The organism is Nocardia sp. NPDC056000, from assembly GCF_042269265.1.
Taxonomy (GTDB): domain Bacteria; phylum Actinomycetota; class Actinomycetes; order Mycobacteriales; family Mycobacteriaceae; genus Nocardia.
In genome coordinates, this window is the sequence record NZ_JBHJXS010000005.1 from 96,445 (window position 1) to 121,428 (window position 24,984).

The 24,984-nt window shown below is 66.3% G+C and carries 26 protein-coding genes; 21 read left to right on the forward strand and 5 right to left on the reverse strand.

Annotation, left to right across the window (positions count from 1 at the left end):
• Window positions 1-117: 117 nt before the first annotated feature.
• From ACFC4D_RS15925 to ACFC4D_RS15960, 8 genes are all read left to right on the forward strand, one after another.
• A complete protein-coding gene (locus ACFC4D_RS15925) occupies window positions 118-1,305 on the forward strand; it encodes an LLM class flavin-dependent oxidoreductase (protein ID WP_376063818.1) in 1,188 nt (395 codons plus the stop codon).
• Window positions 1,302-2,474, forward strand: a complete 1,173-nt coding sequence (locus ACFC4D_RS15930; protein WP_376063819.1) for an acyl-CoA dehydrogenase family protein — start codon at window positions 1,302-1,304, stop codon at window positions 2,472-2,474. Before ACFC4D_RS15925 ends, ACFC4D_RS15930 begins: the two co-directional genes overlap by 4 nt.
• A gap of 74 nt (window positions 2,475-2,548) precedes the next feature.
• Window positions 2,549-4,240 carry an ABC transporter substrate-binding protein gene (locus ACFC4D_RS15935; RefSeq protein WP_376063822.1) on the forward strand — a complete coding sequence of 564 codons (1,692 nt, stop codon included), beginning with the start codon at window positions 2,549-2,551 and terminating at the stop codon, window positions 4,238-4,240.
• Window positions 4,237-5,193 carry an ABC transporter permease gene (locus ACFC4D_RS15940; RefSeq protein ID WP_376063825.1) on the forward strand — a complete coding sequence of 319 codons (957 nt, stop codon included), beginning with the start codon at window positions 4,237-4,239 and terminating at the stop codon, window positions 5,191-5,193. Before ACFC4D_RS15935 ends, ACFC4D_RS15940 begins: the two co-directional genes overlap by 4 nt.
• Window position 5,194: 1 nt before the next feature.
• The gene (locus tag ACFC4D_RS15945; RefSeq protein ID WP_376063827.1) at window positions 5,195-6,091 is read left to right on the forward strand and encodes an ABC transporter permease; all 897 of its coding nucleotides are present in this window, start codon (window positions 5,195-5,197) and stop codon (window positions 6,089-6,091) included.
• On the forward strand, window positions 6,088-7,770 hold the full coding sequence (locus ACFC4D_RS15950; protein WP_376063830.1) for a dipeptide ABC transporter ATP-binding protein: 1,683 nt from the start codon (window positions 6,088-6,090) through the stop codon (window positions 7,768-7,770). Before ACFC4D_RS15945 ends, ACFC4D_RS15950 begins: the two co-directional genes overlap by 4 nt.
• Window positions 7,767-8,504 (forward strand): DUF1684 domain-containing protein, encoded by a 738-nt coding sequence (locus ACFC4D_RS15955; protein WP_376063833.1) that lies wholly within the window; start codon window positions 7,767-7,769, stop codon window positions 8,502-8,504. The genes ACFC4D_RS15950 and ACFC4D_RS15955 overlap by 4 nt, the downstream gene beginning before the upstream one ends.
• Window positions 8,501-9,526, forward strand: a complete 1,026-nt coding sequence (locus ACFC4D_RS15960; protein WP_376063836.1) for a ketopantoate reductase family protein — start codon at window positions 8,501-8,503, stop codon at window positions 9,524-9,526. Before ACFC4D_RS15955 ends, ACFC4D_RS15960 begins: the two co-directional genes overlap by 4 nt.
• A gap of 138 nt (window positions 9,527-9,664) precedes the next feature.
• On the opposite strand, the gene ACFC4D_RS15965 is transcribed toward ACFC4D_RS15960, so the two are convergent.
• Window positions 9,665-10,252 carry a glyoxalase gene (locus ACFC4D_RS15965; RefSeq protein WP_375957014.1) on the reverse strand — a complete coding sequence of 196 codons (588 nt, stop codon included), beginning with the start codon at window positions 10,250-10,252 and terminating at the stop codon, window positions 9,665-9,667.
• 52 nt (window positions 10,253-10,304) lie between these two features.
• Here ACFC4D_RS15965 and ACFC4D_RS15970 point away from each other — a divergent pair, with 52 nt between their 5' ends.
• Both ACFC4D_RS15970 and ACFC4D_RS15975 read left to right on the forward strand, forming a co-directional pair.
• Window positions 10,305-10,868: a PadR family transcriptional regulator gene (locus tag ACFC4D_RS15970; protein WP_376063838.1), complete on the forward strand. Its 564-nt coding sequence runs from the start codon at window positions 10,305-10,307 to the stop codon at window positions 10,866-10,868.
• A 193-nt stretch (window positions 10,869-11,061) separates the two neighbouring features.
• The gene (locus ACFC4D_RS15975) at window positions 11,062-11,727 is read left to right on the forward strand and encodes a sigma-70 family RNA polymerase sigma factor (RefSeq protein ID WP_376063841.1); all 666 of its coding nucleotides are present in this window, start codon (window positions 11,062-11,064) and stop codon (window positions 11,725-11,727) included.
• Between the two features lie 66 nt (window positions 11,728-11,793).
• Here the strand turns inward: ACFC4D_RS15975 and ACFC4D_RS15980 are convergent, their stop codons facing one another.
• The 3 genes from ACFC4D_RS15980 to ACFC4D_RS15990 all read right to left on the reverse strand — a co-directional run bounded on the left by ACFC4D_RS15980 (window position 11,794) and on the right by ACFC4D_RS15990 (window position 13,168).
• Window positions 11,794-12,309: an SRPBCC family protein gene (locus tag ACFC4D_RS15980; RefSeq protein WP_364645744.1), complete on the reverse strand. Its 516-nt coding sequence runs from the start codon at window positions 12,307-12,309 to the stop codon at window positions 11,794-11,796.
• Window positions 12,306-12,665: a metalloregulator ArsR/SmtB family transcription factor gene (locus ACFC4D_RS15985; RefSeq protein ID WP_376063844.1), complete on the reverse strand. Its 360-nt coding sequence runs from the start codon at window positions 12,663-12,665 to the stop codon at window positions 12,306-12,308. The genes ACFC4D_RS15980 and ACFC4D_RS15985 overlap by 4 nt, the downstream gene beginning before the upstream one ends.
• An 80-nt stretch (window positions 12,666-12,745) precedes the next feature.
• Complete coding sequence (locus ACFC4D_RS15990; protein ID WP_376063846.1) at window positions 12,746-13,168, reverse strand: tautomerase family protein; 423 nt, start codon at window positions 13,166-13,168, stop codon at window positions 12,746-12,748.
• Window positions 13,169-13,239: 71 nt separating this feature from the next.
• Between ACFC4D_RS15990 and ACFC4D_RS15995 the strand changes: the two genes are divergently transcribed.
• Together ACFC4D_RS15995 and ACFC4D_RS16000 are read left to right on the forward strand one after the other, a co-directional pair.
• A complete protein-coding gene (locus ACFC4D_RS15995; protein ID WP_376063849.1) occupies window positions 13,240-14,148 on the forward strand; it encodes a LysR family transcriptional regulator in 909 nt (302 codons plus the stop codon).
• Window positions 14,149-14,193: 45 nt separating this feature from the next.
• Window positions 14,194-14,808, forward strand: a complete 615-nt coding sequence (locus tag ACFC4D_RS16000) for an NADPH-dependent FMN reductase (protein WP_376063853.1) — start codon at window positions 14,194-14,196, stop codon at window positions 14,806-14,808.
• A 16-nt stretch (window positions 14,809-14,824) separates the two neighbouring features.
• Here the strand turns inward: ACFC4D_RS16000 and ACFC4D_RS16005 are convergent, their stop codons facing one another.
• Entirely contained in the window at window positions 14,825-15,739 is a 915-nt protein-coding gene (locus tag ACFC4D_RS16005; protein ID WP_376063855.1) for a hypothetical protein, read from the reverse strand.
• 96 nt (window positions 15,740-15,835) lie between these two features.
• Between ACFC4D_RS16005 and ACFC4D_RS16010 the strand changes: the two genes are divergently transcribed.
• The 9 genes from ACFC4D_RS16010 (at window position 15,836) to ACFC4D_RS16050 (ending at window position 24,978) form a co-directional block, all read left to right on the forward strand.
• Window positions 15,836-16,171 (forward strand): hypothetical protein, encoded by a 336-nt coding sequence (locus ACFC4D_RS16010; RefSeq protein WP_376063858.1) that lies wholly within the window; start codon window positions 15,836-15,838, stop codon window positions 16,169-16,171.
• A 147-nt stretch (window positions 16,172-16,318) separates the two neighbouring features.
• Window positions 16,319-18,211, forward strand: a complete 1,893-nt coding sequence (gene dnaK / locus ACFC4D_RS16015) for a molecular chaperone DnaK (protein ID WP_376063861.1) — start codon at window positions 16,319-16,321, stop codon at window positions 18,209-18,211.
• A gap of 12 nt (window positions 18,212-18,223) precedes the next feature.
• On the forward strand, window positions 18,224-18,721 hold the full coding sequence (locus ACFC4D_RS16020; protein ID WP_376063863.1) for a nucleotide exchange factor GrpE: 498 nt from the start codon (window positions 18,224-18,226) through the stop codon (window positions 18,719-18,721).
• Between the two features lie 6 nt (window positions 18,722-18,727).
• Entirely contained in the window at window positions 18,728-19,672 is a 945-nt protein-coding gene (locus tag ACFC4D_RS16025; RefSeq protein ID WP_376063866.1) for a DnaJ C-terminal domain-containing protein, read from the forward strand.
• On the forward strand, window positions 19,669-19,983 hold the full coding sequence (locus ACFC4D_RS16030) for a chaperone modulator CbpM (RefSeq protein ID WP_376063869.1): 315 nt from the start codon (window positions 19,669-19,671) through the stop codon (window positions 19,981-19,983). The genes ACFC4D_RS16025 and ACFC4D_RS16030 overlap by 4 nt, the downstream gene beginning before the upstream one ends.
• Entirely contained in the window at window positions 19,965-22,595 is a 2,631-nt protein-coding gene (gene clpB, locus ACFC4D_RS16035) for an ATP-dependent chaperone ClpB (RefSeq protein WP_376063872.1), read from the forward strand. The genes ACFC4D_RS16030 and clpB overlap by 19 nt, the downstream gene beginning before the upstream one ends.
• 15 nt (window positions 22,596-22,610) lie before the next feature.
• Window positions 22,611-23,063: a thioredoxin family protein gene (locus tag ACFC4D_RS16040; RefSeq protein ID WP_376063874.1), complete on the forward strand. Its 453-nt coding sequence runs from the start codon at window positions 22,611-22,613 to the stop codon at window positions 23,061-23,063.
• A complete protein-coding gene (locus ACFC4D_RS16045; protein ID WP_376063877.1) occupies window positions 23,060-23,326 on the forward strand; it encodes a UBP-type zinc finger domain-containing protein in 267 nt (88 codons plus the stop codon). The genes ACFC4D_RS16040 and ACFC4D_RS16045 overlap by 4 nt, the downstream gene beginning before the upstream one ends.
• The gene (locus ACFC4D_RS16050) at window positions 23,326-24,978 is read left to right on the forward strand and encodes an FAD-dependent oxidoreductase (protein ID WP_376063879.1); all 1,653 of its coding nucleotides are present in this window, start codon (window positions 23,326-23,328) and stop codon (window positions 24,976-24,978) included. The genes ACFC4D_RS16045 and ACFC4D_RS16050 overlap by 1 nt, the downstream gene beginning before the upstream one ends.
• Window positions 24,979-24,984: the final 6 nt, after the last annotated feature.

The following is a 24,984-nucleotide window of genomic DNA, read 5'->3' on the forward strand; positions in this document are numbered from 1 at the left end:
CGACTATCGGTCGTGATCGGCTATCCGAATTGAATTCGCTGAAGAGAACTCTGTTTCCGCCGACGTTGTCTCCCTAGCATGACGAATTATCGAGTGTTGTTCGCCGAGAGGAATCCCATGACTGCCGATCCGGAATCGAACGCGGTACCCGCAACCGCCGCGACCGAGGTGGAATTCATCAGCCTCACGCACACCAATGCCTCGACCGAACTGGAGCCGATACCGTCCCGGGGGATCGACCTGCCGTTCGTGCGGCGGTACGTGCGAGCCCTGGAGGACGGCGGATTCGATGCCACCTTGCTGCCGTACGGCTCCGCGGGCGCGGATTCGTTCGTGCTGGCCTCGGCGGTGGGCCAGCTGAGCACACGGATCAAGCCGATCGTCGCGGTCCGCCCGAACACGGTGTTCCCCACGGTCGCGGCGCAACAGCTCGCGACGCTGGATCAGTTGACCGAGGGTCGCGCGCTGGTGCATCTGATCTCCGGGGGCAATGACGCCGAGCAGGCCCGGCAGGGCGACTACGCGACCAAGGATGAAAGATACGCGCGCACCAGCGAATTCATCGATGTGCTGCGCCGGTCGTGGACCGAGACGCAACCGTTCTCCCACGCGGGCGAACACTATCGATTCGACGACTTCGGGCCGGGCTTCCCGCCGTACGCCGAGTCGATTCCGATCTCGATCGGCGGCCAATCCGATGCCGCGTTCGATATCGGTGGCGCCAAGGCTGACATCTTCTCGTTCTGGGGAGAACCGTTGGCGGACATCGCATCCCAGATCGCCCGGGTGCACGGCATCGCCGCCGCGGGCGGGCGCGCCGATCGCCCCCGCATCTGGGTGACCTTCCGCCCCATCGTCGACCGCACCGATGAGCTGGCCTGGGCCAAGGCGTACGACTATGTCGAGCGCATCACACAGACCTTCGAACGTGGTGCGTACCGCAAAGTGAGCGCGGCCGAACCACAGAACGTCGGCTCCCAGCGGGCGCTGGAATTCGCCCGCCGCCAAGAGGTTTACGACCGCGCGCTGTGGACCAGAACGGCCGCGGCCACGAATGGCGCCGGTGCCTCGACGGCACTGGTCGGTAGTCCCGAGACGGTGGCCGCCGCGATCCTGGACTACATCGACCTCGGCGCGAACCTGGTCTCCATCCGCGGATACGACACGCTCAACGACGTCATCGACTACGGGCGGTACGTTCTGCCACTGGTCCGGCAGGAGCTCGAACACCGCGCCGCGACCGGTCAGCGCGGCACGCTGCAAGCCGACTACCCGGGCGCACTGGCCACGGTGGGCCGCTCATGACCGCCACCGCCGGTCCCGTGCTGACCGTGCCCGACACCTCATCCGCCGCGCTCGCCGCCTTGACCTCGGAAATCGCTTCCACCGCAGCGTCATACGATCGCAGCGGGGATATTCCCGAGGCCGGGCTGCGGGCGGTGCATCGCGGCGGGTACCTCACGGCCACGGTGGCCGCGAGGTACGGCGGAGCGCAGCTGGATCACGCCGAGGTGGCGCGAGTGCTGGTGGCGATCGGCGAGGGTGATCCGTCGGTGGCCCTGATCGTCGCCAATACCTTGGCGGCTCACCTCGCACAGGCCACGGTCGGGAACTGGCCGGAGGAGCTGTACCGAGAGGTTCTCGGTCGCTCGGTCGAGCAGCCGATCCTGATCAACGCGGTACGTGCCGAGCCCGAATTGGGTGCGCCCGCGCGCGGCGGTCTGCCCGCGACGCTCGCCAGTCGCACCGCCGATGGCTGGATCCTCAACGGCCGCAAAAGCTTCGCCACCGGCGGCACCGCACTGTCCTACCACCTGGTGTGGGTGGTGACCGATGAATCCCCGGCCCGAGTGGGACATCTGATCGTCCCCGCCGACGCCGACGGCATTACCTGGCACCACACCTGGGATCACCTGGGCCTGCGCGCCTCCAACACCCACGACGTCAGCTACACCGATGTTCGAGTGCCCCTGGAGAACTTCTCGGAGATCCCTTTCCAGGACGGCGTGTACCGAGATCCTGCGGCCGCGTCGGGTCCGGCCTCGTTCGGGCATGCGGCGTTGTACGTCGGTGTGGCGCGGGCGGCCCGCACGGCCTTCGCCGAGTACGCCCGTACTCGCGTGCCGACCGCGCTCGGTAAGCCGATCGCCGAGACCGAACGCATTCAATCGGTGGCCGGTGAGATCGAGGCCCAGATCGTGCAGGCCGAAACGCTGCTGTACGGCACGCTGCACCGGCTCGCGGCCGGCGAAACCGATGTGGCACAAAGCCTGTCGGTGGTCAAAGTGCTCATCGCGCGGTCGGTGATCGCCGCGGTGCAGACCGCGGTCGCCGCCCTCGGCAATGCCGCGCTGACGCGGCACAACCCGCTCGAACGTCATCTGCGCGATGTGCTCTGCGTGCGCGTGCATCCCCCGCAGGAGGACGCCGTGCTGCTGAGCAGCGGTCGTTCGGTGTTGCGGCCGCAGACGTAATACGCGACCGCGCCACTACTTTCGGCAACCCCGAGGCTTGTGCCCGGGGCCTACCCACGAGGAACAACCCAGCCATGATCACCACCACGCGGCTCGCGCGCAGTCCGCGAACAATCGGAAAGTTCGGTGTCGCAGCGGCTGTCGCGGCACTGACCGTGTTCACCAGTGCCTGCGGCGGCACCACCGACGCGGCCAGCGGACCGTCCGGGGAAGGTCGCGAACCGATACGAGGCGGCACCCTGAACCTGGCGTTCTTTCCGGACAACGTGGCCTTCGCCTGCATCGACCCCTTCCAGACCTATTGGATCGAACATCGTTCGCTCATCCGGAATTTCGCCGATTCACTCACCGACCAGAACCCGGAGACCGGCGCGATCGTGCCATGGCTGGCGACCGCGTGGCAGATCAGTCCCGACGGTCTGGACTACACCTTCACCCTGCGCGACGGTGTCACCTTCGCCGACGGCGCGCCACTGGATGCCGCGGCGGTGAAGACCAATTTCGATGGATTCGCCGATCTCGCGCGCACCTCGGGCGGCACCGCCTACGGCGCGAGCTACATCGTTGGGCTCGAGTCGACGCAGGTGGTCGACGCCAAGACGGTCCGGTTCCACTTCTCCAAGCCGAATTCCTCATTCCTGCAAGCGACCTCGACCACCAACCTGGCGCTGCTGTCACCGGCCTCGTTCCAGAAGACCGCACAGCAGCGCGGCCTCGGCGACGTCGTCGGGTCCGGACCGTTCACGCTCGACAACTACACCCCGAACCAGGGGGTGAGCCTGAGTCGCCGCACCGGCTACCACTGGCCCTCACCGTTGAACAAGAACACCGGCGACGCCTACCTGGACAAGGTCAAGGTCAGCTACGTCGCCGAGGACGGGGTACGCACCGGCAACCTGGTCAGCGGACAGATCGATATCGCCTGGCCGCGCAACCCGTTCACCGTCGAGGACCGAACCCTGATCGGCCGCTCCGGCGCGTACCTGCGCTCGCGCCCGCTCCCGGGCGTCTCCTACACGCTGTACCCCAACGTGTCCGAGGGTCACCCGCTGGCCGATGACCAGATTCGCCAGGCGCTCTACCACGCCATCGACCTGAAGACCTTCGCGGCGACCATCTTCGGGGCGGACTATCCCGTGGTCGGCGGGCCGTTCGACAACACCACCCCGTATTACAACGCTCAGAGCGCCAAGCTCACCTACGACCCGGCGCAGGCCGGACGGATTCTGGATGCGGCGGGCTGGAAGATCGCTCCTGGCGACCAGTACCGTTCCAAGGACGGCAAGCGACTCACCCTGGTGCAGCCGCTGAGCGCGGCCAGTGTGGGAGCGGAGCTGATCCAGGATCAGTTGCGCCAGAGCGGGATCGAGCTCCAACTCAAGACCGTCACCGCCGCCGAGCGCCCCGCGGTCATCGCCAACGGCCAGTACGACCTCGTCGAGGGATACTTCACCCGCGCGGATCCCGGTGCACTGCAATTCATTCTGGTCGAAGCGCTGGCTAATTCGAAGGCGCTGGCGCGCAATGCCCAGAAGCCCGCGGCGGCCGCACAGATCGCCGACCTGTTCACCCGCGCTGTGCAGTCCACCGATGCGACGGCACGCGAGCAGATCTACACCGAGTTGCAGCGCACGCTGATCGACAATGGCATCACCTTTCCATTGTCGGAGCGGGTGCAATACGCGGGAATCCGTAACCGGGTCAACGGCTTCCGCTTCACCGCGGAAAGCTTCATCGACCTGCACGATGTCTGGATCCAGCCGTGATCCGCTATATCGCCGGGCGCGTGGCGCAGGCGGTAGGTGTGCTCTGGGCGGCGTTCACCCTCACCTTCGTCGTGCTCTACCTGCTGCCGAGTGATCCGGTGTCGATTCAGCTCAGCGCCGCCGGAATCGAAACCGATTCCCTCACACCGGCGCAGCTGGCGGCCGCCAAGGCGAAGTACGGGCTGGACCGACCGGTCGCGGACCAGTACTTCTCGTCGCTGACCGGCGCGCTGCACGGAGACTTCGGCACCTCGATCGCCAAACAGGTGCCGGTGAGTCACCTGCTGGCCGAAAGAATCGGCGGCACACTGATATTGAGCTTGATCGCCGGTGTGCTCGCGATAGTCCTCGGTGCCGGTATCGCGTACCTGGCCGCGTTCGTGCGGGTCGCGCCACTGCGAATTCTGCTGGACCGGGCACCGGCGCTGGGTGTGGCGGTTCCGTCATTCCTGGTGGGGCTCGGCCTCATCCAGTACTTCTCGTTCGATCTGGGCTGGCTGCCCTCATCGGGATCGGGTGGTTGGAAGTACCTGATACTGCCGGTGGTCACCATGGCCTTGCCGGGCGCGTCCCAACTCGCGCAGGTGCTCAGCCGCAGTTTCCACGACACCCTGCGCGAGCCGTATATCGTGACCGCCCGCGCCAAGGGCCTCTCACGCGCGGCGGTGCAGTTGCGGCATGCCTTCCGCAATGCCGCGCTTCCCGCGCTGACCATTGTCGGAGTTCTGGTGGGGCTCACCGTCACCAGCGCGATCGTGGTCGAAACCGTGTTCAACCGCAACGGAATCGGCCGCCTCGCGCAGGAATCGGTGCTGGCCAAGGATGTTCCGGTGGTGCAGGCGATCGTGGTGGTCGCGGCGGCGGGGTTCGTGCTGATCAATCTGATCGTCGATCTGCTCTATCCGCTGCTGGATCCACGCATCGCCCACCCCGCGACCGCGGAGGTGAAGTGAGATGGTGCAGACCCTGACAACCACCGAAGCCGTCGTCGACGTGGTGAACGAGAGCCCGGAACGCCCGGTGGAAACTCGCCGGACCGGTTCGCGACTGGTACGACTGGCTCGCCGACCCGGTTTCGTACTGGCGAGCCTGCTGGTCGCGTTCGTGATCGTCGCGGCCTTCGCGCCCACACTGTTCACCGATTACGCGCCGTACGCCACCGCACCCGCCGAACGACTGCGCCCGCCCAGCGGCGCCCACCTGTTCGGTACCGACGATGTCGGGCGCGATCTGTGGACCCGCACCCTCTACGGTGCGGACCTCACGGTGAAGGCCGCCCTCATCGCCATTGCCATCGGGCTCGGCGCGGGACTGGTGCTGGGCGTGCTGTCCGGATTCCTGGGCGGTGTGCTCGACGCGCTGATCATGCGGGTGGTCGATGTGCAGCTGGCGATTCCTGGCCTGCTACTGGCCCTGTCGATCGTCACCGCCCTGGGATTCGGCACCATCCCTGTCGCCATCGCGGTCGGTGTCGGCACGATCCCCGGCTTCGCGCGCACCACGCGTGCGGAGGTGCTGCGGGTGAAGACACTGCCCTACGTCGAGGCCGCGCGGTCCGGCGGCGGATCGTGGCCGCGCGTGCTGATCCGGCACGTACTGCCCAATTCGTGGGGTCCGGTGCTGGCGCTGGCGGTGCTGGATTTCGGGACCGCGATCATCGCGGTGGCGGCCTTGAGTTTCCTCGGTTTCGGGGCTGCACCGCCGCGCGCCGAATGGGGGTCGCTGGTGTCGAGCGGACGCAATTTCCTGGTGACCGCGCCCTGGGTGTCGCTGCTGCCGGGCGCGATGGTCGCGCTGACGGTGCTGGCGCTCAACCACATCGCGCATACGCTGCGGGAGGTACGTCGATGACGGCGTCAACGGCCATCGCGCGCACCGGCTCGCCGATCGTCGAAATCACCGGTCTCTCAGCGGGTTACCTGACCGGTGGCACCGTGGTGAGGGCCGTTCATGACGTTTCGCTGGCGGTGCGACCCGGCGAAATCGTGGCGCTGGTCGGCGAATCCGGCTCCGGCAAGTCCACCACCGCGCACGCGGTGATCGGGTTGCTGTCCGACAACGCGCGGATCACCGGCGGCTCGATTCGAGTCGGGGGTGTCGAGATCGTCGGAGCCCGCGAGAAGACGGTCCGATCCCTGCGCGGATCGACCGTCGGCCTGATCCCACAGGACCCGATGGTCGGGTTGAACCCGACCCAGCAGATCGGAACCCAGGTCGCGGAGGCCGTGCGGCTGCGCGGCATACGTGGTCCCGCAGTGCATGCCGAAGTGCTCGAGGTGCTGCGCACCGCTGGGCTCGACGCCGCCGACCAGCACGTGCACCGCTATCCGCACGAGCTGTCCGGCGGACAACGCCAGCGGGTGCTGATCGCGATCGCCCTGGCCGGGCGGCCCGAGCTGATCATCGCCGACGAACCCACCAGCGCACTGGATGTGACCGTGCAGGCCCGCATTCTCGATCACCTCGAGACGCTGGTGCGTGAGAGCGGTATCGCTCTGCTCATCATCACCCACGACCTCGCCGTGGCGGCCGACCGCGCCGATCGGGTGATCGTGATGCGGCAGGGCCGAATCGTCGAATCCGGAACGCCCGCAAAGATTCTCGTCGCCCCCGCGGATACCTACACCCGGCGGCTGATCGCGGCCGCACCGGCACTCGCGAACGACGGCGCACTGGAACCGCGCTTCCGGCAGATCGGTCAGGACCGGTCCGACCATGCGGCCATTCTCGAAATAGAGGCTGTGACAAAGGAATTCCGGGGGCGGAAGGGCCGGGCGGTGGTCGCGCTGAACGATGTATCAGTGCGGGTCGCCGCCGGTCGCACCCACGCGGTGGTCGGCGAATCCGGATCCGGAAAGTCCACGCTGCTGCGCATCGCGATGGGCCTCGATACCCCGAGCGCCGGAACGGTGCGCTTCGATGGCACCGAGACGTCCGGACTCTCCTGGCGGCGGCAACGCCCGCTGCGCCGCCGGTTCCAACTGGTGCATCAGAACCCCTATGCCGCACTGGATCCGCGATTCACGGTGCGCGAGAGCATTATCGAACCCCTGGTGTCGTTCCGGCTCGGCAGCCGCGCCGAACGCCACGCCCGCGCCGGTGAACTCCTGGACGCGGTGGCACTGCCTCGAACCGCCCTGGAGCGCCTGCCCGAGGAACTCTCCGGGGGACAACGTCAGCGGGTCGCCATCGCCCGGGCCCTCTCATTGCAGCCGGATCTGGTGCTGCTGGACGAACCGGTGTCAGCACTGGACGTATCGGTCCAGGAGCAGATCCTCGATCTGCTGCTGGACCTGCAACAGCGATTCGGCCTGGCCTACCTGTTCGTATCCCACGACCTCGCCGTGGTGGCCAAGATCGCGCACACGGTATCGGTGCTCGACAGCGGCACCGTTGTCGAATCCGGTTCGATCGCAGACGTTTTCGGGAATCCGCAAGATTCCCGTACCGAGCGGCTCATCGCCGCGATTCCCGGACGCCGAGCGCGGTCCAGCCGGGAACCATCCACCCTCGAAAGGCATTCTCGATGACAACGGCAACCGATACCTGGGTGTCCGACTGGCAGCGCTGGCACGCCGAGCGCGAAACGCTCTCCACCGACGCGCACGGCTTGGCCGCCGCGACCGGAACCCATTGGCTCAGCGATATCCCGCTGCGCATCGACGGCGTTCCCGGCGAGTGGGTCGCGGCGGACGGGCGGGCCGTCGGCGATGGCTCGGGCTTTCATCTCGAACTCACACCAGGTGATCGGGCGCCCAGCGGAGATCTGCTGCTGCAACCGCTGATTCGCGCCGGTGAGATCGCCCTGCGGGTATTCGACCCGAACGCGTCGACACGCACGGGTCTGGCAGGGATCGACGCATTCACCCCGGATCAGGCGTGGGTGTTCGACGGTGTCGCCGAAACCGGCTCCACGCCACTGCTACTCGACCACATCGACGGCTTCGTCAGCACCAATACCGGTGTGCGCGTGCGCATCACCGTCGACGGCAGGGAGCTTGTGCTGTCGGGCGCGGGTGCCCCGAACGGAGATATTCAGCTCACCTTCGCCGATACCACCAACGGCAGCCAGACCCAGCGCTTCCGATTTCTCACCATCCCCGCCCCGGACAGTCAGGGCCGTGTTGTCGTGGACTTCAATCGCGCCTACCTGCCGCCGTGCACCTTCTCCGACCACTATCTGTGCCCGCTGCCGCCGCCGGAGAACCGCCTCGATTTCCCGGTGCGCGCCGGTGAGACCTTCCTGCGCCGGGCGGACCGATGACCCGATATGTCATCGTCGGTGCGGGCGCGGTCGGAGTCTCCCTGGCCGTCGAACTCGGAGATCGCGGCCACGACGTACTACTGGTGGCTCGCGGCGCGACACTGAAATATCTTGCGGCACAACCGCTGTCGTACCACTCGCATGCCGGGCACCGGGAGATCCGGCTCCCGGCCGTGGCGCTGGACGCCGATCTGGGACTTCGGGTCGGTGACATCGTCGTGCTGGCCGTAAAATCCCAGGACCTGCCGACGGTCGCACCCGCCCTCGCATGGCGCGACGTGACCGATGAGCAGGGCACGGTCCGGGGGATCGCCGCGAGTCTGGTCCCGGTGGTCACCGTGCAGAACGGCTTGGACGCCGAACGCACCACGGCCCGCTGGTTCGACACCGTGCTGGGCGCGGTCTTTCTCATCTCCGCCCAGCACACCCGCACCGGTGAGGTCCGCGTCGGTGGACACCCCTATATAGGCGGTGCCCTCGCCGGTATCGCCAGCACGCTCACACCCGAATTCGCCGAGCAGGCCCTGAAAACCTTCACCACGGACCTGCACGACGCAAACTTCCTCATCAAGCAGGTCACCGACATCCACTCCTACAAGGCCGCGAAAATAGTTCACAGCGTGCGAAACGGGGTCGAAGTCCTGGCCGGTGACAGGAAAACGAAAGACGCTGTCGGCCAAGCCCTCTCGGCAGAGGCCCGATTCGTCCTCACCGCCGCTGGATTCGACCCTGCGAACACCGCCGCCTTGATCCTCGATCCGGCCCAGGGTCACTTCAGTGAGCGATCCGGCGTAACCGCCGGACGGCAATCCACCTGGCAGAGCTTCGCCCGCGGCACCCCCACCAACGAAGTCGACTACCTCAACGGCGAAATCTCCCTCCTCGCCCGTCTGCACGGCATCCCCGCCCCACTCAACACTGGCCTGCAACAGCTGCTGGGCCGAGCCACCCACGCGGGTGGCGGACTCGACCTGCCGGGCATCGACACTCTCGCCGAACTCCTTGCTGTCGAACAGGATTAGTCACGTCTCAGTGCTTCTCAGGCAGGGACGACTTGGCGGCTCCGCCCGATGAAACCGCCCCGCCGTCCCGGTTCGGTGGGTGTGCAGCAGTTGGCCGTATACGGATCCTGGGCAGGCGCTCCAGCTTCCGACGCGGCGCTAGGTCGACTCCGGTGCCAACTCCGCGCGCACCTGATGCGCGCGCTGCAGGTCCTCGGGTGCGGCGGACGGGCCGTACCTGCGCAGGCCGACGTCCAGAACCTTCAGTGCCATCGTGTCGTCGTTCTTGAAATCGCGCAGGATGCGTACGTTGTCGAGCACTCGTGCGAGGCCCTCGAGCTCCTTCGAGCCGCCGTATTCCAACTCGAGCGGCTCATCTCGCTGGATCACCAGCACATGGTTGCTCTCGGGGTCCACGACGGTGAATCGGGATTGTCCTGGTTTGAAGCGGGTGATTCGCGGTGCGCCCTTGGCTGGGACGCGCCCGAATCGCACCCGTAGCGCGGCGCTGAATTCTTGGTGACACGCGGCGACATCGTCGACAAAGACCAGGCAGCTGAGCTCCGCGTCGACGCCCTCGGGTCGTCCGGTGAAGTGCAACTGGTATCCGTTGCGCGCGACCGCGCCGTACACATACGGGCGGCTCTGCTCGTATGTGACCTCGAAATCGAGTGCGCGGTAGAAGTCGAGTAGTTCGGACAGGTGAGCCTTCCGGCTCCACAACATCGGCACCGCGGCTTCGGGCATCATCGGCTCCACTCGGTAATCAAATTTGACTAGTGCAGGTTACCATCGTTCGATGTCCACGATTCGTCTACTCGTCCTCGGGGTGACCCGGCTGCAACAGCCCACATACGGCTATGCGGTCCGCCGCGAACTGCTGACCTGGCGAGCGGACACCTGGACGAATGTGAAGCCGGGTTCGATCTACCACGCTCTCAAACAGCTCACCCACGAGGGCAAATTGCGTGCGATCGGGACCGAAAGCAGTAGTACCGGCCCGGGGCGGACCTTGTTCGAACTGACCGAAGCCGGTGAGGCCGAATACCGAACGCTGCTGGATTCCGCGCTGGTCAGTGTCGACATGGAGGAACTCGGTGCCGGTATCGCGCTGATGGACACCCTGCCGCGCGATCACGTCATCAGCCTGCTGCGGCAGCAGCGTCAGCGCAGCACGCAGGTTCGAGATGAACTGGTCGCGATGAAAGCCGACTATCCACGGCGAGGCGAGGCACCGCACTCAGCCGACCTGCTCGAACTGTGGGCCGGTACCTTCGACCACCTCGCCCGCTGGACGGACGGCATCCTGGAACGGCTCGACAATGGCGACTATCAGATGGCCGACGACAGCCCAGCGGTGTGAAAAGTGGCGGTGACCGACGCTGGGTTCTGGACGGGCGATCAGCAGCCGAAGAACTCGCTTTGCGACCAAACCGGGCATCCTGCGGTGTCGAAGTCGCTTGTAGACACGACCGAGAGCACCGAGGGTTGCCGCGCTGAAAGGGCGGTGGCGGCCTACTGAAGCCCCTGCGGCCTGCCACGGGGGAGGAACGCAGGTGATCGTGACATATGCAGCCAGTCCCAGTGCCCTACAACTGCTTGATCCACCCGATGCCGTGGCGTCGATCAGCCAGGAGTGTTCCGCCGATCCGCCGTCCTCCGCCGACCTTGCCGAGATGTGTGTTGAGTTGTTGGCCGGAATCGCCGCGCGAGACCGTGACGCGTTCACCCGGTTCTACCGACTGACCAGTCATCGAGTGTTCGGGGTCGCGCTGCGGATGTTGCGCAACCGCGCGGCCGCAGAGGAAGTTACGCAGGAGGTGTATCTGCAAGTCTGGTCATCACCGGCGCGGTATGACTCTCGGCTCGCCTCTCCGATCGGGTGGCTGATCGTGCTGACCCGAAGACGTGCGATCGACCGAATACGAAGCGACCGTGCGGCTTTCGAGCGCGATGTGCGCTATGGCGAGATGGCGCGAGGTATCGACCGCGACTTCGTGTTCGAAACGGTTCAGCAGCATGACGAGCGCCGCACGGTGGTGTGCGGCCTCGGCCTTCTCACCGAATTACAGCGTGAGAGTATCGAATTGGCGTATTTCGGCGGGCTCACCTACAGCGAGCTGGCGGACCGGCTCGATATTCCGCTCGCTACCGTGAAAAGCCGGATCCGCGATGGATTGAATCGCCTTCGATCCGCTTTCGCCGTGGGAACCCTGCGCTGAGATACGGGTGCACCCCGGCGCCATCGACGTATCGATGACATCCGGGGCGCAAAGGGACCGATGAGTTCAGTGCTGGGTCAGCGGACTGAGGTTCTCGTAATACGCTGCCATACCGGGAAAATAGTCGGCGAAGTCGGGCGGGGGCGTACCCAGTCGCGCCGCGCCGAGCATGTCGAGGTAGTACTCCCAGCCAGGGCCGACGTGGCTGACCTGGGCGATCTCGGCCTCGGTGAGCAGATGGTGGACGAAGCGCAATTCGGTGCCGCCGTCGATCTCGGTGAGTTCGAGTTCCAGCCGCCATGCGCCCGAATCGTCAATAGCGGAAATGCCGAGCAGGCGGGGCGGGTCGCAGGTGTCGATGGTCATGTCCATCCACGGCTGCTCGTCTTCGAAAGCCATCTGTACCTTGATGATTCGGCCGGGACCGGGTTCGCCGGTCCATGGGCCGAACCACCGGGCCGTGCGGTCGGATTCGGTCACGCTGGCCCACACGTCGTCGGCGGGTGCGCGGTAAGTGCGGGTCAGGACCAGGTCGCGGCCCTGCTCGGCGGCCAATAGGCGGCCGGTGGGTGTCGGGGTCATGCGGTGTCCTCTCGATGTGTGTCGTCGGCGGTGACACGGCGCTCACGGCGGGTGCGATACACCTCGGTCTCCAGTGCGTCGAGCCGCTGCGCCCACACGGGCTGGGTCTCGAAACTCGTTATCCAGTCGGAGATTTGCGCGAGCGGTTCGGTGTCGAGCAGGTAGTACCGCTGTCTGCCGACCAACTCGTCATGGACCAGGCCGCTCTCCCGCAGCACCCGCAAATGCCGGCTCACGGCGGGACGGCTGATATCGAACTGGTCCGCGATAGCACCGGCGGTCAACCGCCGATCCCGCAACAGCTCCAGGATTCGCCGCCGTACCGGATCCGCGATCGCGGCTGCCACCTCGTCCACAACTAAAGCGTAACCGATCAGTTACGCGTTGTCGAGATCAACCCTCAGTGCCTCCACACACCATGCGGCGCTTACTCAGATCATTTAGCGGTAGTGGGGATGTCGGTCATGCGGGCGTCGTAGCCGGTCTCCGGGTTGACGACTCGGCCTGCGGCCCACCAGTTCTCGCGCGCTGTTTCGACGACCATGATCGCGATGTCCTCTTCCGGGACGTCGGCGAGCTCCCGCAGGTTTGTGACGATCTCGCGGAAGAGTTCGTTCTTCTGCTCCGCGGTGCGGTGGTTGAAGGCCAGGTGGATGAACATCGTTCGGTCGGTGCGCGGTAGTCCGAATACGACTTTCTGCATATGGAAGTTGTCGGGGGTGACCTCCACGAAGACGTGGAATTGATCGTCCTCGGGGATTTTCAGGACGTCGACCATGGCCTTGTGGAGCGCAGTGGAGACCTTGCGGCGATATTCGGGCGAGGTTCCCTGGCGGAGATAGATGGTGATCAGCGGCATGAGTCTCACGCTAGGCAGCACCCCTGCATTCGGAAAGCGAATGGTTGGCATACTGGATATGCTGATTGCTCATGGACGTCACGATGGTCGGGCTGCGGGTACTGCGCGAGGTGGCCGAGCGCGGCACGTTCACGGCCGCGGCGCAGGCGCTCGGATATACGCAATCGGCGGTCTCACGGCAGGTGGCGGCACTCGAACAGGCCACCGGGGTGCGACTGTTCGATCGCTATCCCGGCGGTGTGCGGTTGACCGCCGCGGGTCTGGCTTTGCTGCGCCACGCCGTGACCGCGCTGGACGCTTTGGATGCGGCCGACCGCGAGCTGCACGGTACCGACGTCGACACCGGTTCGGTGCGGCTCGGCTACATCCCGGCCGCCGGAGCGGTGCTGGTGGCTCACGCCCTCGCGGTGCTGCGCGGACAGCGGCCCGGCGTCAAGGTCGCCACGCGCGAGGGCACCACCCCATCGCTGGTGCGGGCACTGCGCGCCGGTCGTCTCGACCTCGCCGTCCTGTCCTCGCGTCCACCGCATCGCTCACCCGACACCGACAAACCGTCCCTGCATGTCGAGCCGTTGCTGGAAGATGCTCTGGCCGTTGCGGTTTCGTCGACCGGTCGGTTCGCTGATCGCACCGGCCTCACCACCGAGGACCTCCTCGACGAAACATGGATCGCCACTCCTACCACCGCCGACGAACCGCTACTCGGCGTCTGGCCGGGTCTGCCCGGACGGCCGCGCATTCATCACACCGCCCGCGACTGGCTCACCAAATTGCACCTCGTCGCCGCCGGAGTCGGAATCACCACCGTGCCAACGACACTGGCGTCCGCCATCCCGCCTGGCATTCGCCTGCTCGGCATCGACGACCTCCCCGAGGAACGCCGGCGCATCAGCGTGGTCCGTCTCCCGGGCCCCACCGCGGAGCCGGTTAGAACACTCGTCCACGCCCTGCATCACCACGCCGCCGCGATCGCCGGATAACCTCACTGTCGACGGCGAACTCACACCCGCATCGGGAGGTCGCGCATGACCGAGATCAGCACATCGAAGGAAGCGGCCGGTCAGCCCACCGCACGGGGCGACAGGATCGCCGTCGTCATCGGCAGCACCCGGCCCACGCGAATCTGCCCCGACATCGCGTCCTGGATTCGCGACGTCGCCCAAGCGGGCAGCCCGCTGACCTATGAGCTACTGGACCTGGCCGAGGTCGGACTGCCGCTGCTGGACGAACCCCTCAAAGCAGCACTACAGCAGTACCAACACGAGCACACCCGCCGCTGGAGCCGAATCATCGACTCCTACGACGGATTCATTTTCGTTTTCCCGCAATACAACTGGGGCTACCCGGCCGCACTGAAGAACGCCCTGGACTACCTCTACTACGAATGGCGCGATAAACCGGCCACCGTCGCCACCTACGGCACCCGCGGCGGCGGCAAAGCCGCTACCCAACTACTCACCGTCCTGCAGGGCCTGCACATGCGCACCCTCGACGACCACCTCGAACTCGCCATCGGCGACAACGACGTCGACGACAACTGGCAGATCATCGACGTCGAAACCACCCTGCACCCGTACCGGGACAACATCCGAGCCATCGACGAACAGTTGATCGAAGCGCTCAAAGACGACCAGCAGTGACGGGTATGCGATGCCGCTAAGGGACGCCGCGTAATCCCATCGCGGAGACATCGGGTTCCTCCCCGCGATACGCGCCCTGCGAGGTCAGCGAAAGATGCTGTGGGGAAGCGATTTCGAGGACGTCGCGAAGTGCCGACACCGTCGCCTGGGCGGCGTCGCGGAGATGCGTTTCGGTAGCAGGCAGAGCGATCAGCTTCTCCCAGTTCGGGTTGTCGACCCCCCAGTAGCTCTTGTCCGGCATACGCCACCCCAGCCGGGTCAATTGTGCCCTGTGCTGATCCGATAGTGGCTGGCCGTTTTCGAGGAGGTCGCCGGCGATGATCTCGCACAGCAGTGCATCGTCATCGGCGGCACAGAATTGGGCACCGTTACCCGAGGCGGTGCTCACCACCATCCATTCGCTCTCGCGCAGCCTGGGCAGGGTCACCACCAAGCGGTCGGCGAAACTCTCCCAATTCGTCACCGCTGCATTGCCATCGGGCACGAGTTCGCGCGCGGGCCGATCGTGGAGCCGAGGGTATTCGATACAGCCTCGGTAGACTGTAATTCGGTTCTTCCACTCCGATTCATCGGCAAACCGCATGCGGCCCACGCAGATCGAACCATCGGCGTCTGCGGCCGATGAGTCCGCCTTCTCGGCCAGCCAGCAGAATAGCGGCCAGAACTGTTCGATCTCGGAAGCGTCCGGCTCCTGCCACGCCGTCAACAGCCAGCCCCCGTCTTCGTGTGGGGACAGCTCAACTGTCAGATCGGGGTCGTCGCGGCGAAACCCCGGCCCCTGCTCGAAGAGGTTCACCCCATCGGTGACTTGAAGTGGACCGTGGAGTCGGGGCCCCAGACCCAAATGCCAACGCAGCTCATCGATCTCGTTCCGAGTCAACTCGGCGGAAAGCCTGATCGAGAGCTGCATGTGGTAGTACGCGTTCGTCACGATGGCTACCGTAGCGACCGGCACCGACGCCCCGCCCTGCTGTGGCGTGCGATGTGAACGGTGTTCTCCACCCGGGTGCGGGCTTACCGTGGATGTATGACGATGAATGTTGGCCCCGGCGGATGGGTGCCGGATTCGTGCACTCTTCCGACCGCAGCCCAGCCGGTGCGGGTCGCGGAGTTCGATCGGTTCTTCATCGATGCGGTACGGCGCGTCGACCGGCCCGGCCACACCCGCCTGGATCTGTTCATTGACGGTGACTCCGAACACCTCGGCAGGGATCTGGCCGCGCGGGAAACGAGTTGCTGCTCGTTCTTCACCTTCACTTTCGAACCGGCGGACGAGGGCGTGGCCATGCACATCGACGTTCCCGTCGCACACGCGGCGGTGCTCGATGCCCTGCAGATCCGCGCCGAAGGGGCCGAACGGTGAGGATCGGATCGCCCTCGTCCTGACAGGACCAACGGGCGAGCCTTTTTCGCCTTGGCAGGCCGTTTCGTGTCCCCGGCGCGGTAACCAGGATTGGCGGTGTCGAAATTTCCGGCGGCCGGCCGGTCGCGCCGATCCGAGGGACTTGATATGGCTACTGCGGTAGGAATCGATCTGGGAACCACGAACTCCGTCATCGCGAGCTGGCAGGGCGGCGAACCGGTGGTGATCGCCAATGCCGAGGGTGCGCGCACCACGCCGTCGGTGGTCGCCTTCACCGAGGGTGGTGAGCGCCTTGTCGGTCAACTCGCGCGCAGACAGGCGATCTTGAATCCGAAGGGCACGATCTATTCGGCGAAGCGATTCATCGGGCGTCACTTCGACGAGATCTCCGAAGAAGCCAAGGCGGTGAGCTTCGACGTCGTCGAAGGCGAGGGCGGCGTTGCTCGATTCGATGTGCGGGGCAAGCTGTACGCACCCGAGGAGATCAGCGCGCAGGTGTTGCGCAAGCTGGTCGATGACGCGAGCAAATACCTGGGGGAGCGGGTCAAAGAAGCGGTGATCACCGTGCCCGCCTATTTCAATGACGCACAGCGCAACGCCACCAAGGACGCGGGCCGGATCGCGGGACTCGAGGTGCTGCGCATCATCAACGAACCGACCGCCGCCGCGCTGGCGTACGGATTGGACAAGCAAACCCACGAGACGGTGCTCGTATTCGACCTGGGCGGTGGCACTTTCGATGTCAGCCTGCTCGATGTCGGCGAAGGCGTCGTCGAGGTGCGCTCCACCGCGGGCGATTCGCATTTGGGCGGCGACGACTTCGATCGGCGCATCGTCGACTATCTCGCCGACGAATTCCAGCGCGCCGAGCACATCGACCTGCGGGCGGATCCGCAAGCGCTGCAACGACTTTTCGAGGCGGCGGAGAAGGCCAAGGTCGAATTGTCCTCGGTGACACAGACACAGGTGAATCTGCCGTTCGTCACCGCCGACGCGAACGGGCCCAAGCACCTCACCACCACTCTCATGCGCTCGAAGTTCGAGGACCTGACCGCGGATCTGGTGCAGCGCTGCCTCGGCCCGGTCGAGCAGGCCATGTCCGATGCCAAGGCCACCGCCAATGACATCGACGAGGTGATCCTGGTCGGTGGTTCCACGCGCATTCCGGCGGTGCAGGTGTTGGTGCGCAGGCTGACCGGCGGCAAGGACCCGAACATGAGCGTCAACCCGGACGAGGTCGTCGCGCTCGGCGCGGCGGTGCAGGCGGGCGTGCTCAAGGGTGAGGTCTCCGATGTGCTGCTGCTGGATGTCACGCCGCTGTCGCTGGGCGTGGAGACCCAGGGCGGGGTGATGACCAAGATCATCGAACGCAACACCACCATCCCGGCCCGGCGCAGCGAGGTCTTCTCCACCGCGGAGGACAACCAGCCCGCGGTCGATGTGGTTGTGCTGCAGGGCGAACGCGAGCGCGCCGCCGACAACCGGGTGCTCGGCCGGTTCCGGCTCGAGGACATTCGGCCCGCGCCACGCGGACAGGCACAGGTCGAGGTCACCTTCGACATCGACGCCAACGGCATCCTCAATGTCACCGCGCGCGATAAGGACACCGGCAAAGAGCAGAGCATCACGATCAGCGAGCAGTCCAATCTGGACCAGAGCGAAGTCGACCGGATGCTCGCCGACGCCGAGCGGCACCGCCGCGAGGACGAGGAACTGCGCCGGGCCGTCGATGCCCGCAACGCCCTGGATTCGGCTGCGTACCAAGTGGAACGGCGACTGAACGAGCTCGGCGACAGCGCGCCCGCGCATGAGCGAGCACGCGCGGAGATGCTGATCGCCGACGCCAGACAGGCCGTCAAAGAGGAAGCGCCGCTGGATCGGGTGCAGTCGCTCACCTCCGAACTTCAGCAACTGCTGTACGGGTTGGAGTCCGCGCCATCCGGTGGCGGCGACGGACAGCCCGGTTACGCGGGCGCGGGCGCCCGGACGGGCTCGCCCGGTGACGACGATGTGATCGACGCCGAGTTCGACCAGAGCTGAGGAGGTTCGGCGATGGAAGCCTCCACAGACCAGTCGATGACCGACAACCCCGACCCGGACGCGGCCCCGGAACAAGCCGACGCCCGGATCGCCGAATCCGACGACCGCTGGCGGCGCGCCGCGGCGGATCTGGACAACCTGCGCAAGCGATACGCCAGGGACCTCGATCGCGAACGCGCGGCCGAACGCGCGAAGGTCTCCGGGGCCTGGCTACCCATGCTGGACAACCTGGAATTGGCGCTGGCGCACGCGAACAGCGAGACGGACCCGCTCGTCGCGGGCGTGCGCGCGATCCGGGACCAGGCGGTGCAGGTCCTCGAACAACTCGGCTACCCAAGGCATTCGGAGGTGGGAGTTCCCTTCTCCCCGGAACTGCACGAGGTGGTCAGCGTGGTCAACCGGCCCGATTTCCCGCCGGGGACCGTGCTCGAGGTGCTGCGGCCCGGGTACGGCGAGAACGGCCGGCAGTTGCGACCGGCGGCCGTGATCGTCAGCAGTCGCGAGGGGTGAGCGTCGATGGCGCGCGACTACTACGAGATCCTCGGGGTGCCCCGCGACGCCGACAAGGATCAGATTCAGCAGGCGTATCGCAAGCTGGCGCGGCGATACCACCCCGATGTGAATGCCGATCCGGCGGCGGAGGATCGGTTCAAGGAGCTCAGCGAAGCCTACGAGGTCCTATCCGATCCGGAGACCAGGAGCCGCTATGACCGGTTCGGCGCGGACTTCCGGCGGGTGCCGCAGGACTACGACGAACAGGTCGGCGCGGCGAGTGGCGGCGGTGCCGGTTTCCGCGGTGGCGGATTCGGCGGCGGCGGTGGCGGATTCGGTGGCGGAACCCGCGTGCGCTACGGCCGCGGTTTCGACGGCGATGTCGACTTCGGTGACATATTCGGCGATATCTTCGGTGGTCGCGGCGGCGGATACGGACCGATTCCCGGCGCCGATCAGGAGGCCGTGCTGGAACTGACCGTCGAGGAGGCATACCGCGGCGGCAAGCGCAAACTGCGGCTCGGCGAGCGCAATTACGATGTCGACATCCCGGCCGGGGTCATCGACGGCCAGCGGATCCGGTTGGCCGGTCAAGGCGGCAGCGGCAGCGGTAACGCCTCCGCCGGGGATCTGTACCTGGTCGTGCACATCAAGCAGCATCCGCGCTTCCGGTTGGTCGGGCGCGACATCTATCTCGATCTGCCCGTGTCCCCGTGGGAAGCGGTGCTGGGCGCCACCGTCGCGATCCCGACACCGAGCGGCGAGGCGAAAGTCAAAGTGGCGCCGGGCTCCTCGACCGGACGCAAGCTGCGATTGCGCGGTGCGGGCATGCCCAATCCCCGCGGTGCCGACGGCAATCTCTACGCCGAGATCAAGGTCATGGTTCCGGCGAAACCGACCGCGCGCGAACGCGAACTGTTCGAACAGCTCGCCGCCGCGTCGACCTTCGATCCCAGGAGAGAGCGATGAGCGCCGAACCCCGCTACGTGATCGTGCGGCACTCCGGGCTGCGGCTCGACGAGTTCTCCCGGCGCTGCGATCTGCATCCGAGCCTGGTGCGCAGACTGGTCGCGCTCGGACTGCTCGACGGTACTCGTGAGGGCGCCGATCTGCGTTTCGAACCGTCCGCGGTGGCGGTGGTCGCTCGCATCAAGCGCCTGCGGTCCGGGCTCGGATTGAACTATGCCGCAATCGGATTGGTGCTCGATCTGCTGGACCGAATCGAAGAACTCGAAGCCGAACCTCGAAGGAGGGCGTCCCGATGGACACCAGCAAGTTGACGGAGAAGTCGCGGGAAGCCCTGAGCGAAGCACAGAACGCGGCGACGCGACTGGGCCACAGCGAGGTCGACGGCGAACATCTGCTGCTCGCCCTGATCGACCAGTCGGACGGACTCGTGCCCAGGCTGCTCGACCAGGCGGGCGCGGACCTGGACGCGTTGCGCGCGGATCTGAATCGCGAGCTCGCCCGCAGGCCCAAGGTGAGCGGTCCCGGCGCCGCGCCCGGCCAGGTGACCATCACCCGGCGCTTGGCGGCGCTGCTGGCCTCGGCCGAACGAGAAGCCAAGCGGCTCAAGGATTCCTACGTATCGGTGGAGCATCTGGTGATGGCGCTGGCCGACGAGGGTTCGGGCACCGCGGCGGGCCGGATCCTCGCGAGCCAGGGCATCACCGGGGAGTCATTCCTGCAGGCGCTCACCACGGTTCGCGGTAATCAGCGGGTGACCTCGGCGACCCCGGAGGGCGCCTACGAGGCACTGGAGAAGTACGGCCGCGACCTCGTCGCCGAAGCCCGCGCGGGCAAACTGGACCCGGTCATCGGCCGCGACGCCGAGATCCGCAGGGTGACACAGATTTTGAGCCGCAAGACCAAGAACAATCCGGTCTTGATCGGCGATCCCGGTGTGGGCAAGACCGCCATCGTGGAGGGTCTGGCGCAGCGCATCGTGCGCGGTGATGTGCCGGAAGGCTTGCGCGACAAGACGATCTTCTCGCTCGATATGGGATCGCTGATCGCGGGAGCCAAGTATCGCGGCGAGTTCGAGGAGCGGCTGCAAGCGGTGCTGTCGGAGGTGAAGGCGGCCGAGGGGCGCATCCTGCTCTTCGTCGACGAGCTGCATACGGTGGTCGGCGCGGGCTCGGCCGGCGGAGACGGATCCCTGGACGCGGGCAATATGCTCAAGCCGATGCTCGCCCGCGGCGAGCTGCACATGATCGGCGCGACCACCCTGGACGAATACCGCAAACACATCGAATCCGATGCGGCCCTGGAGCGTCGATTCCAGACGGTGCTGGTCGACGAGCCCAGCGTCGAGGACGCGGTGTCGATTCTGCGCGGGCTGCGCGAACGCCTCGAGGTTTTCCACGGCGTCAAGATCCAGGACGGCGCGCTGGTGGCCGCAGTGGCCCTGTCCCACCGCTACATCACCGACCGCTTCCTGCCGGACAAAGCGATCGACCTGGTCGATGAGGCGTGTGCGCGGCTGCGCACCGAAATCGACTCGATGCCAGCCGAACTCGATGAACTCACCAGGAAGGTGACCCGGCTCGAGATCGAGGAGGCGGCGCTGTCCAAGGAGACCGACGCGGCAAGCAAGGCCCGACTCGATGAGCTGCGGCGTGAACTGGCCGATCTGCGGGCCGAGGCCGACTCGCGTCACGCCCAGTGGGAGGCCGAACGGCAGGCGATCCGGCGGGTGCAGGAACTGCGCGGACGACTCGAGCGACTGCGTCACGACGCCGAGGAGGCCGAACGCGCCTACGACCTCAACCGCGCCGCCGAATTGCGCTACGGCGAGATCACCGAGCTCGAACGCAATCTGCAAGCGGCAGAGGAACAATTGCGGACCAAACAGGGCAGGCAGCCGCTGCTGCGCGAGGTGGTCACCGAGGACGAGATCGCCGAAATCGTCGCCGCGTGGACCGGCATCCCGGTAGCCCGGCTGCAGGAGGGCGAGCGGGAGAAGCTGCTGCGGCTCGACGAGATCCTGCACGAGCGGGTGATCGGGCAGGAAGAGGCGGTGCAACTGGTCGCCGACGCGGTGATCCGCGCCCGTTCGGGCATCCGCGATCCACGCCGGCCGATCGGGTCCTTCATCTTCCTCGGCCCCACCGGTGTCGGTAAGACCGAACTCGCGAAGACTTTGGCCGCAACACTTTTCGACAGCGAAGACAATATGGTGCGCCTGGATATGAGCGAGTACCAGGAGCGCCATACGGTCAGCCGGTTGATCGGCGCGCCGCCCGGCTACGTCGGTTATGACGAGGGCGGGCAGCTCACCGAGGCGGTGCGCCGCAAGCCGTACTCGGTGGTGCTGTTCGACGAGATCGAGAAGGCGCACGCCGATGTGTTCAACACGCTGTTACAGGTGCTCGACGACGGCCGGATCACCGATTCCCAGGGCAGGCACGTCGATTTCCGCAACACCGTGGTCATCATGACCTCGAATATCGGCTCGCACCATCTGCTGGACGGTGTCACCGCCGACGGCGAAATCAAGCCGGACGCACGGGATCGGGTGCTCGCCGAGCTGCGCGGACACTTCCGCCCCGAATTCCTCAATCGCGTCGACGACATCGTGCTGTTCACGCCGTTGACGCTGCCGCAGATCGAGCACATCGTCGTGCTGCAACTCGAAGAACTCCGAAATCGCTTGGCGGAACGGCAGATAACGCTCGACATCACCCCCGAAGCCCGCAGGCTCATCGCCCAGCACGGATTCGATCCGGTGTACGGCGCGCGGCCGCTGCGCCGCTATATCGCGCACGAAGTCGAGACGAAGATCGGCCGGGCGCTGGTGCGCGGCGATATCGGTCAGGGCGGCACCGTCACCGTCACCGTGGCCGGTGACGAACTCGCCGTCGCGTACACCGCGCCCGCGGCCGCGGCCTGAAAATGAGGAAAGACCATGGAAACAGCCAAGATTCGATGCCCACATTGCGGGAAGCTGAACCGGGTTCCGGCGGTGGCGGCGGGCACACCGCGCTGCGGCAACTGCCATTCATCGCTGCCGTGGATCGTCGCGGCCGGTGACCAGGACTTCACCGAGGTGACCGAAAAGTCTTCGGTGCCGGTCCTTGTCGACCTCTGGGCGAGCTGGTGCCGGCCCTGCGTCCTGGTCAGCCCAGCCCTGGAACAGCTCGCGACCGAACGCGCCGGTCGGCTCAAGCTGGTCAAGGTCGACGTCGACGACGCACCCCGCACCGCCGAGCGCTTCGTCGTACGGGCCGTACCGACCTTGCTGATACTGCACCACGGCGAGGTGCTGGCCCGGCAGGCCGGGGCCGCCCCGATGCCGGAACTACGGAAATGGCTGGACCAGAACCTGTTCGAGCGAGCGGATAAGGACGTGAGCGCATGACCTCGATCCATACCGATCCCCACGTCGCGGCGATCCGGCAGGTGGTGCCCCGGACACCGCAGGGATGCGAAGAGTGTCTTCGGCTCGGCACGCCGTGGGTGCATTTGCGGCTGTGCCTGACCTGCGGGCACGTCGGATGCTGCGACTCGTCCCCGATGCGGCACGCGCGAGCGCACGCCGGCGGAGTCGGCCATCCGATCGTCGAATCGATGGAGCCAGGCGAGAATTGGCGCTGGTGCTACGTCCACCAGAACTTCGTCTGATGAGCATCGAAACCCCCGATGACGTAGGCGCGTTTCCGCGCCTGTCGCAGGCACAGGTGGCCACCCTCGCCGCAGGCGGCACCCGGCGCGCGATGACTGCCGGTGCGATATTGATTCGGGCGGGCGCGCCCAGCGATGAGTTCTTCGTGATCCTGTCCGGCACCGTCTCGATCCTCGACGACGCGGATGGGGCCGAACACCGGGTGCTGCGAATTCACGGGCCCGGTCGCTTCCTCGGCGAGCTGGGCCTGCTGGAAGGACAGGTCGCGTTCTACACCGCGCGGATGGCCGAGGACGGCGAAGTGCTGGCCGTCCCGATCGATCGCATACGCGCACTGGTCGAACACGATCCGATGCTCAGCGATCTCATCCTGCGCGCGTATCTGATTCGCCGCTGCCGACTGCTCGACATGGTGTCCGGGTTCCGGATCATCGGTTCCTGCTATTCACCCGACACCCGGCGCCTGCGCGAGTTCGCCGTACGAAATCGACTGCCGCACAATTGGATCGACCTCGAGCGCGATGCCAGGGCCGAGCGGCTGCTGCGTGAGCTCGGTGTCGCGCCCGACGAGACCCCGGTCGTGATCTGGCGGGGCGAGCGCGTGCTGCGGAATCCGACGAACGCCGAATTGGCGCGCCTGCTCGGCCTTCCGGTGCTCCGGACGCCGCGCGAGGTATGCGATCTTGTCGTGGTCGGTGCGGGCCCGGCCGGGTTGGCGGCCTCGGTGTACGGCGCCTCGGACGGGCTCGATACCTCGGTGCTGGAGGCGATCGCGGCGGGCGGGCAGGCGGGGACCTCCTCGTGTATCGAGAATTACCTGGGCTTTCCCGCGGGTGTCTCGGGCACTGAACTGGCCGAGCGGGCGATCATCCAGGCCGGGAAATTCGGTGCCCGGTTGCTGATATCGGCGGAGGTGGCCGGGCTGGAAGCCGAGGACGGACACCATCTGTTGCGGCTTGCCGGTGGCGGTGCGGTGCTCGGCCGCACGGTCGTGCTGGCCACCGGCGCCCGGTATCGCAGACTCGCCGTACCCGGGATCGAGCGCTTCGAAGGTACCGGTGTGTACTACGCCGCGACCCACCAGGAGGCGTCGATGTGCGGCGTGGACCCGGTGGCGATTGTCGGCGGCGGCAATTCCGCCGGGCAGGCGACGGTCTTTCTCGCCGGTCGCGTCGAGCATGTGCATCTGCTCATCCGGGGCGGCGATCTCGGTAAGAGCATGTCCCGCTATCTCGTCGATCGGATCGAACAGCACCCGCGGGTGACGGTGCACCGCGATACCGAGGTGCGCGAGGTGATCGGGGCGGGCGAGGTCGACGCCATCGTGGTCGAGAACAATCGCACGGCGCAGCGGGCCACCCTCGCTGTGCGCGCGCTGTTCGTATTCATCGGCGCGACGCCGTGCACCGCGTGGCTTGCCGATGCCGTGGCGCTCGATTCGCACGGCTTCGTCCGCACCGGCTCGGACGCGGTGTATCCGGTTGCGGACCAGCACGATTCGCATCGTCGGCCGCTTCCGCTCGAAACCAGCAGGGCCGGGATATTCGCGGTGGGCGATGTCCGCAGCGGCTCGGTCAAACGGGTCGCGTCCGCCGTCGGCGAGGGCGCGATGGCGGTGCGCCACATTCACGAATACCTCGAGAGGAGCTGACCGGAA

Excerpts from the sequence above, each read along its gene's own strand:
- ACFC4D_RS15925 (WP_376063818.1), top strand. The coding sequence starts at position 118 with ATGACTGCCGATCCGGAATCGAACGCGGTACCCGCAACCGCCGCGACC.
- ACFC4D_RS15930 (WP_376063819.1), top strand. The coding sequence starts at position 1,302 with ATGACCGCCACCGCCGGTCCCGTGCTGACCGTGCCCGACACCTCATCC.
- ACFC4D_RS15935 (WP_376063822.1), top strand. The coding sequence starts at position 2,549 with ATGATCACCACCACGCGGCTCGCGCGCAGTCCGCGAACAATCGGAAAG.
- ACFC4D_RS15945 (WP_376063827.1), top strand. The coding sequence starts at position 5,195 with ATGGTGCAGACCCTGACAACCACCGAAGCCGTCGTCGACGTGGTGAAC.
- ACFC4D_RS15950 (WP_376063830.1), top strand. The coding sequence starts at position 6,088 with ATGACGGCGTCAACGGCCATCGCGCGCACCGGCTCGCCGATCGTCGAA.
- ACFC4D_RS15955 (WP_376063833.1), top strand. The coding sequence starts at position 7,767 with ATGACAACGGCAACCGATACCTGGGTGTCCGACTGGCAGCGCTGGCAC.
- ACFC4D_RS15960 (WP_376063836.1), top strand. The coding sequence starts at position 8,501 with ATGACCCGATATGTCATCGTCGGTGCGGGCGCGGTCGGAGTCTCCCTG.
- ACFC4D_RS15965 (WP_375957014.1), bottom strand. The coding sequence starts at position 10,252 with ATGCCCGAAGCCGCGGTGCCGATGTTGTGGAGCCGGAAGGCTCACCTG.
- ACFC4D_RS15970 (WP_376063838.1), top strand. The coding sequence starts at position 10,305 with ATGTCCACGATTCGTCTACTCGTCCTCGGGGTGACCCGGCTGCAACAG.
- ACFC4D_RS15980 (WP_364645744.1), bottom strand. The coding sequence starts at position 12,309 with ATGACCCCGACACCCACCGGCCGCCTATTGGCCGCCGAGCAGGGCCGC.
- ACFC4D_RS15990 (WP_376063846.1), bottom strand. The coding sequence starts at position 13,168 with ATGCCGCTGATCACCATCTATCTCCGCCAGGGAACCTCGCCCGAATAT.
- ACFC4D_RS15995 (WP_376063849.1), top strand. The coding sequence starts at position 13,240 with ATGGACGTCACGATGGTCGGGCTGCGGGTACTGCGCGAGGTGGCCGAG.
- ACFC4D_RS16000 (WP_376063853.1), top strand. The coding sequence starts at position 14,194 with ATGACCGAGATCAGCACATCGAAGGAAGCGGCCGGTCAGCCCACCGCA.
- ACFC4D_RS16010 (WP_376063858.1), top strand. The coding sequence starts at position 15,836 with ATGACGATGAATGTTGGCCCCGGCGGATGGGTGCCGGATTCGTGCACT.
- dnaK (WP_376063861.1), top strand. The coding sequence starts at position 16,319 with ATGGCTACTGCGGTAGGAATCGATCTGGGAACCACGAACTCCGTCATC.
- ACFC4D_RS16020 (WP_376063863.1), top strand. The coding sequence starts at position 18,224 with ATGGAAGCCTCCACAGACCAGTCGATGACCGACAACCCCGACCCGGAC.
- ACFC4D_RS16025 (WP_376063866.1), top strand. The coding sequence starts at position 18,728 with ATGGCGCGCGACTACTACGAGATCCTCGGGGTGCCCCGCGACGCCGAC.
- ACFC4D_RS16030 (WP_376063869.1), top strand. The coding sequence starts at position 19,669 with ATGAGCGCCGAACCCCGCTACGTGATCGTGCGGCACTCCGGGCTGCGG.
- clpB (WP_376063872.1), top strand. The coding sequence starts at position 19,965 with ATGGACACCAGCAAGTTGACGGAGAAGTCGCGGGAAGCCCTGAGCGAA.
- ACFC4D_RS16040 (WP_376063874.1), top strand. The coding sequence starts at position 22,611 with ATGGAAACAGCCAAGATTCGATGCCCACATTGCGGGAAGCTGAACCGG.
- ACFC4D_RS16045 (WP_376063877.1), top strand. The coding sequence starts at position 23,060 with ATGACCTCGATCCATACCGATCCCCACGTCGCGGCGATCCGGCAGGTG.
- ACFC4D_RS16050 (WP_376063879.1), top strand. The coding sequence starts at position 23,326 with ATGAGCATCGAAACCCCCGATGACGTAGGCGCGTTTCCGCGCCTGTCG.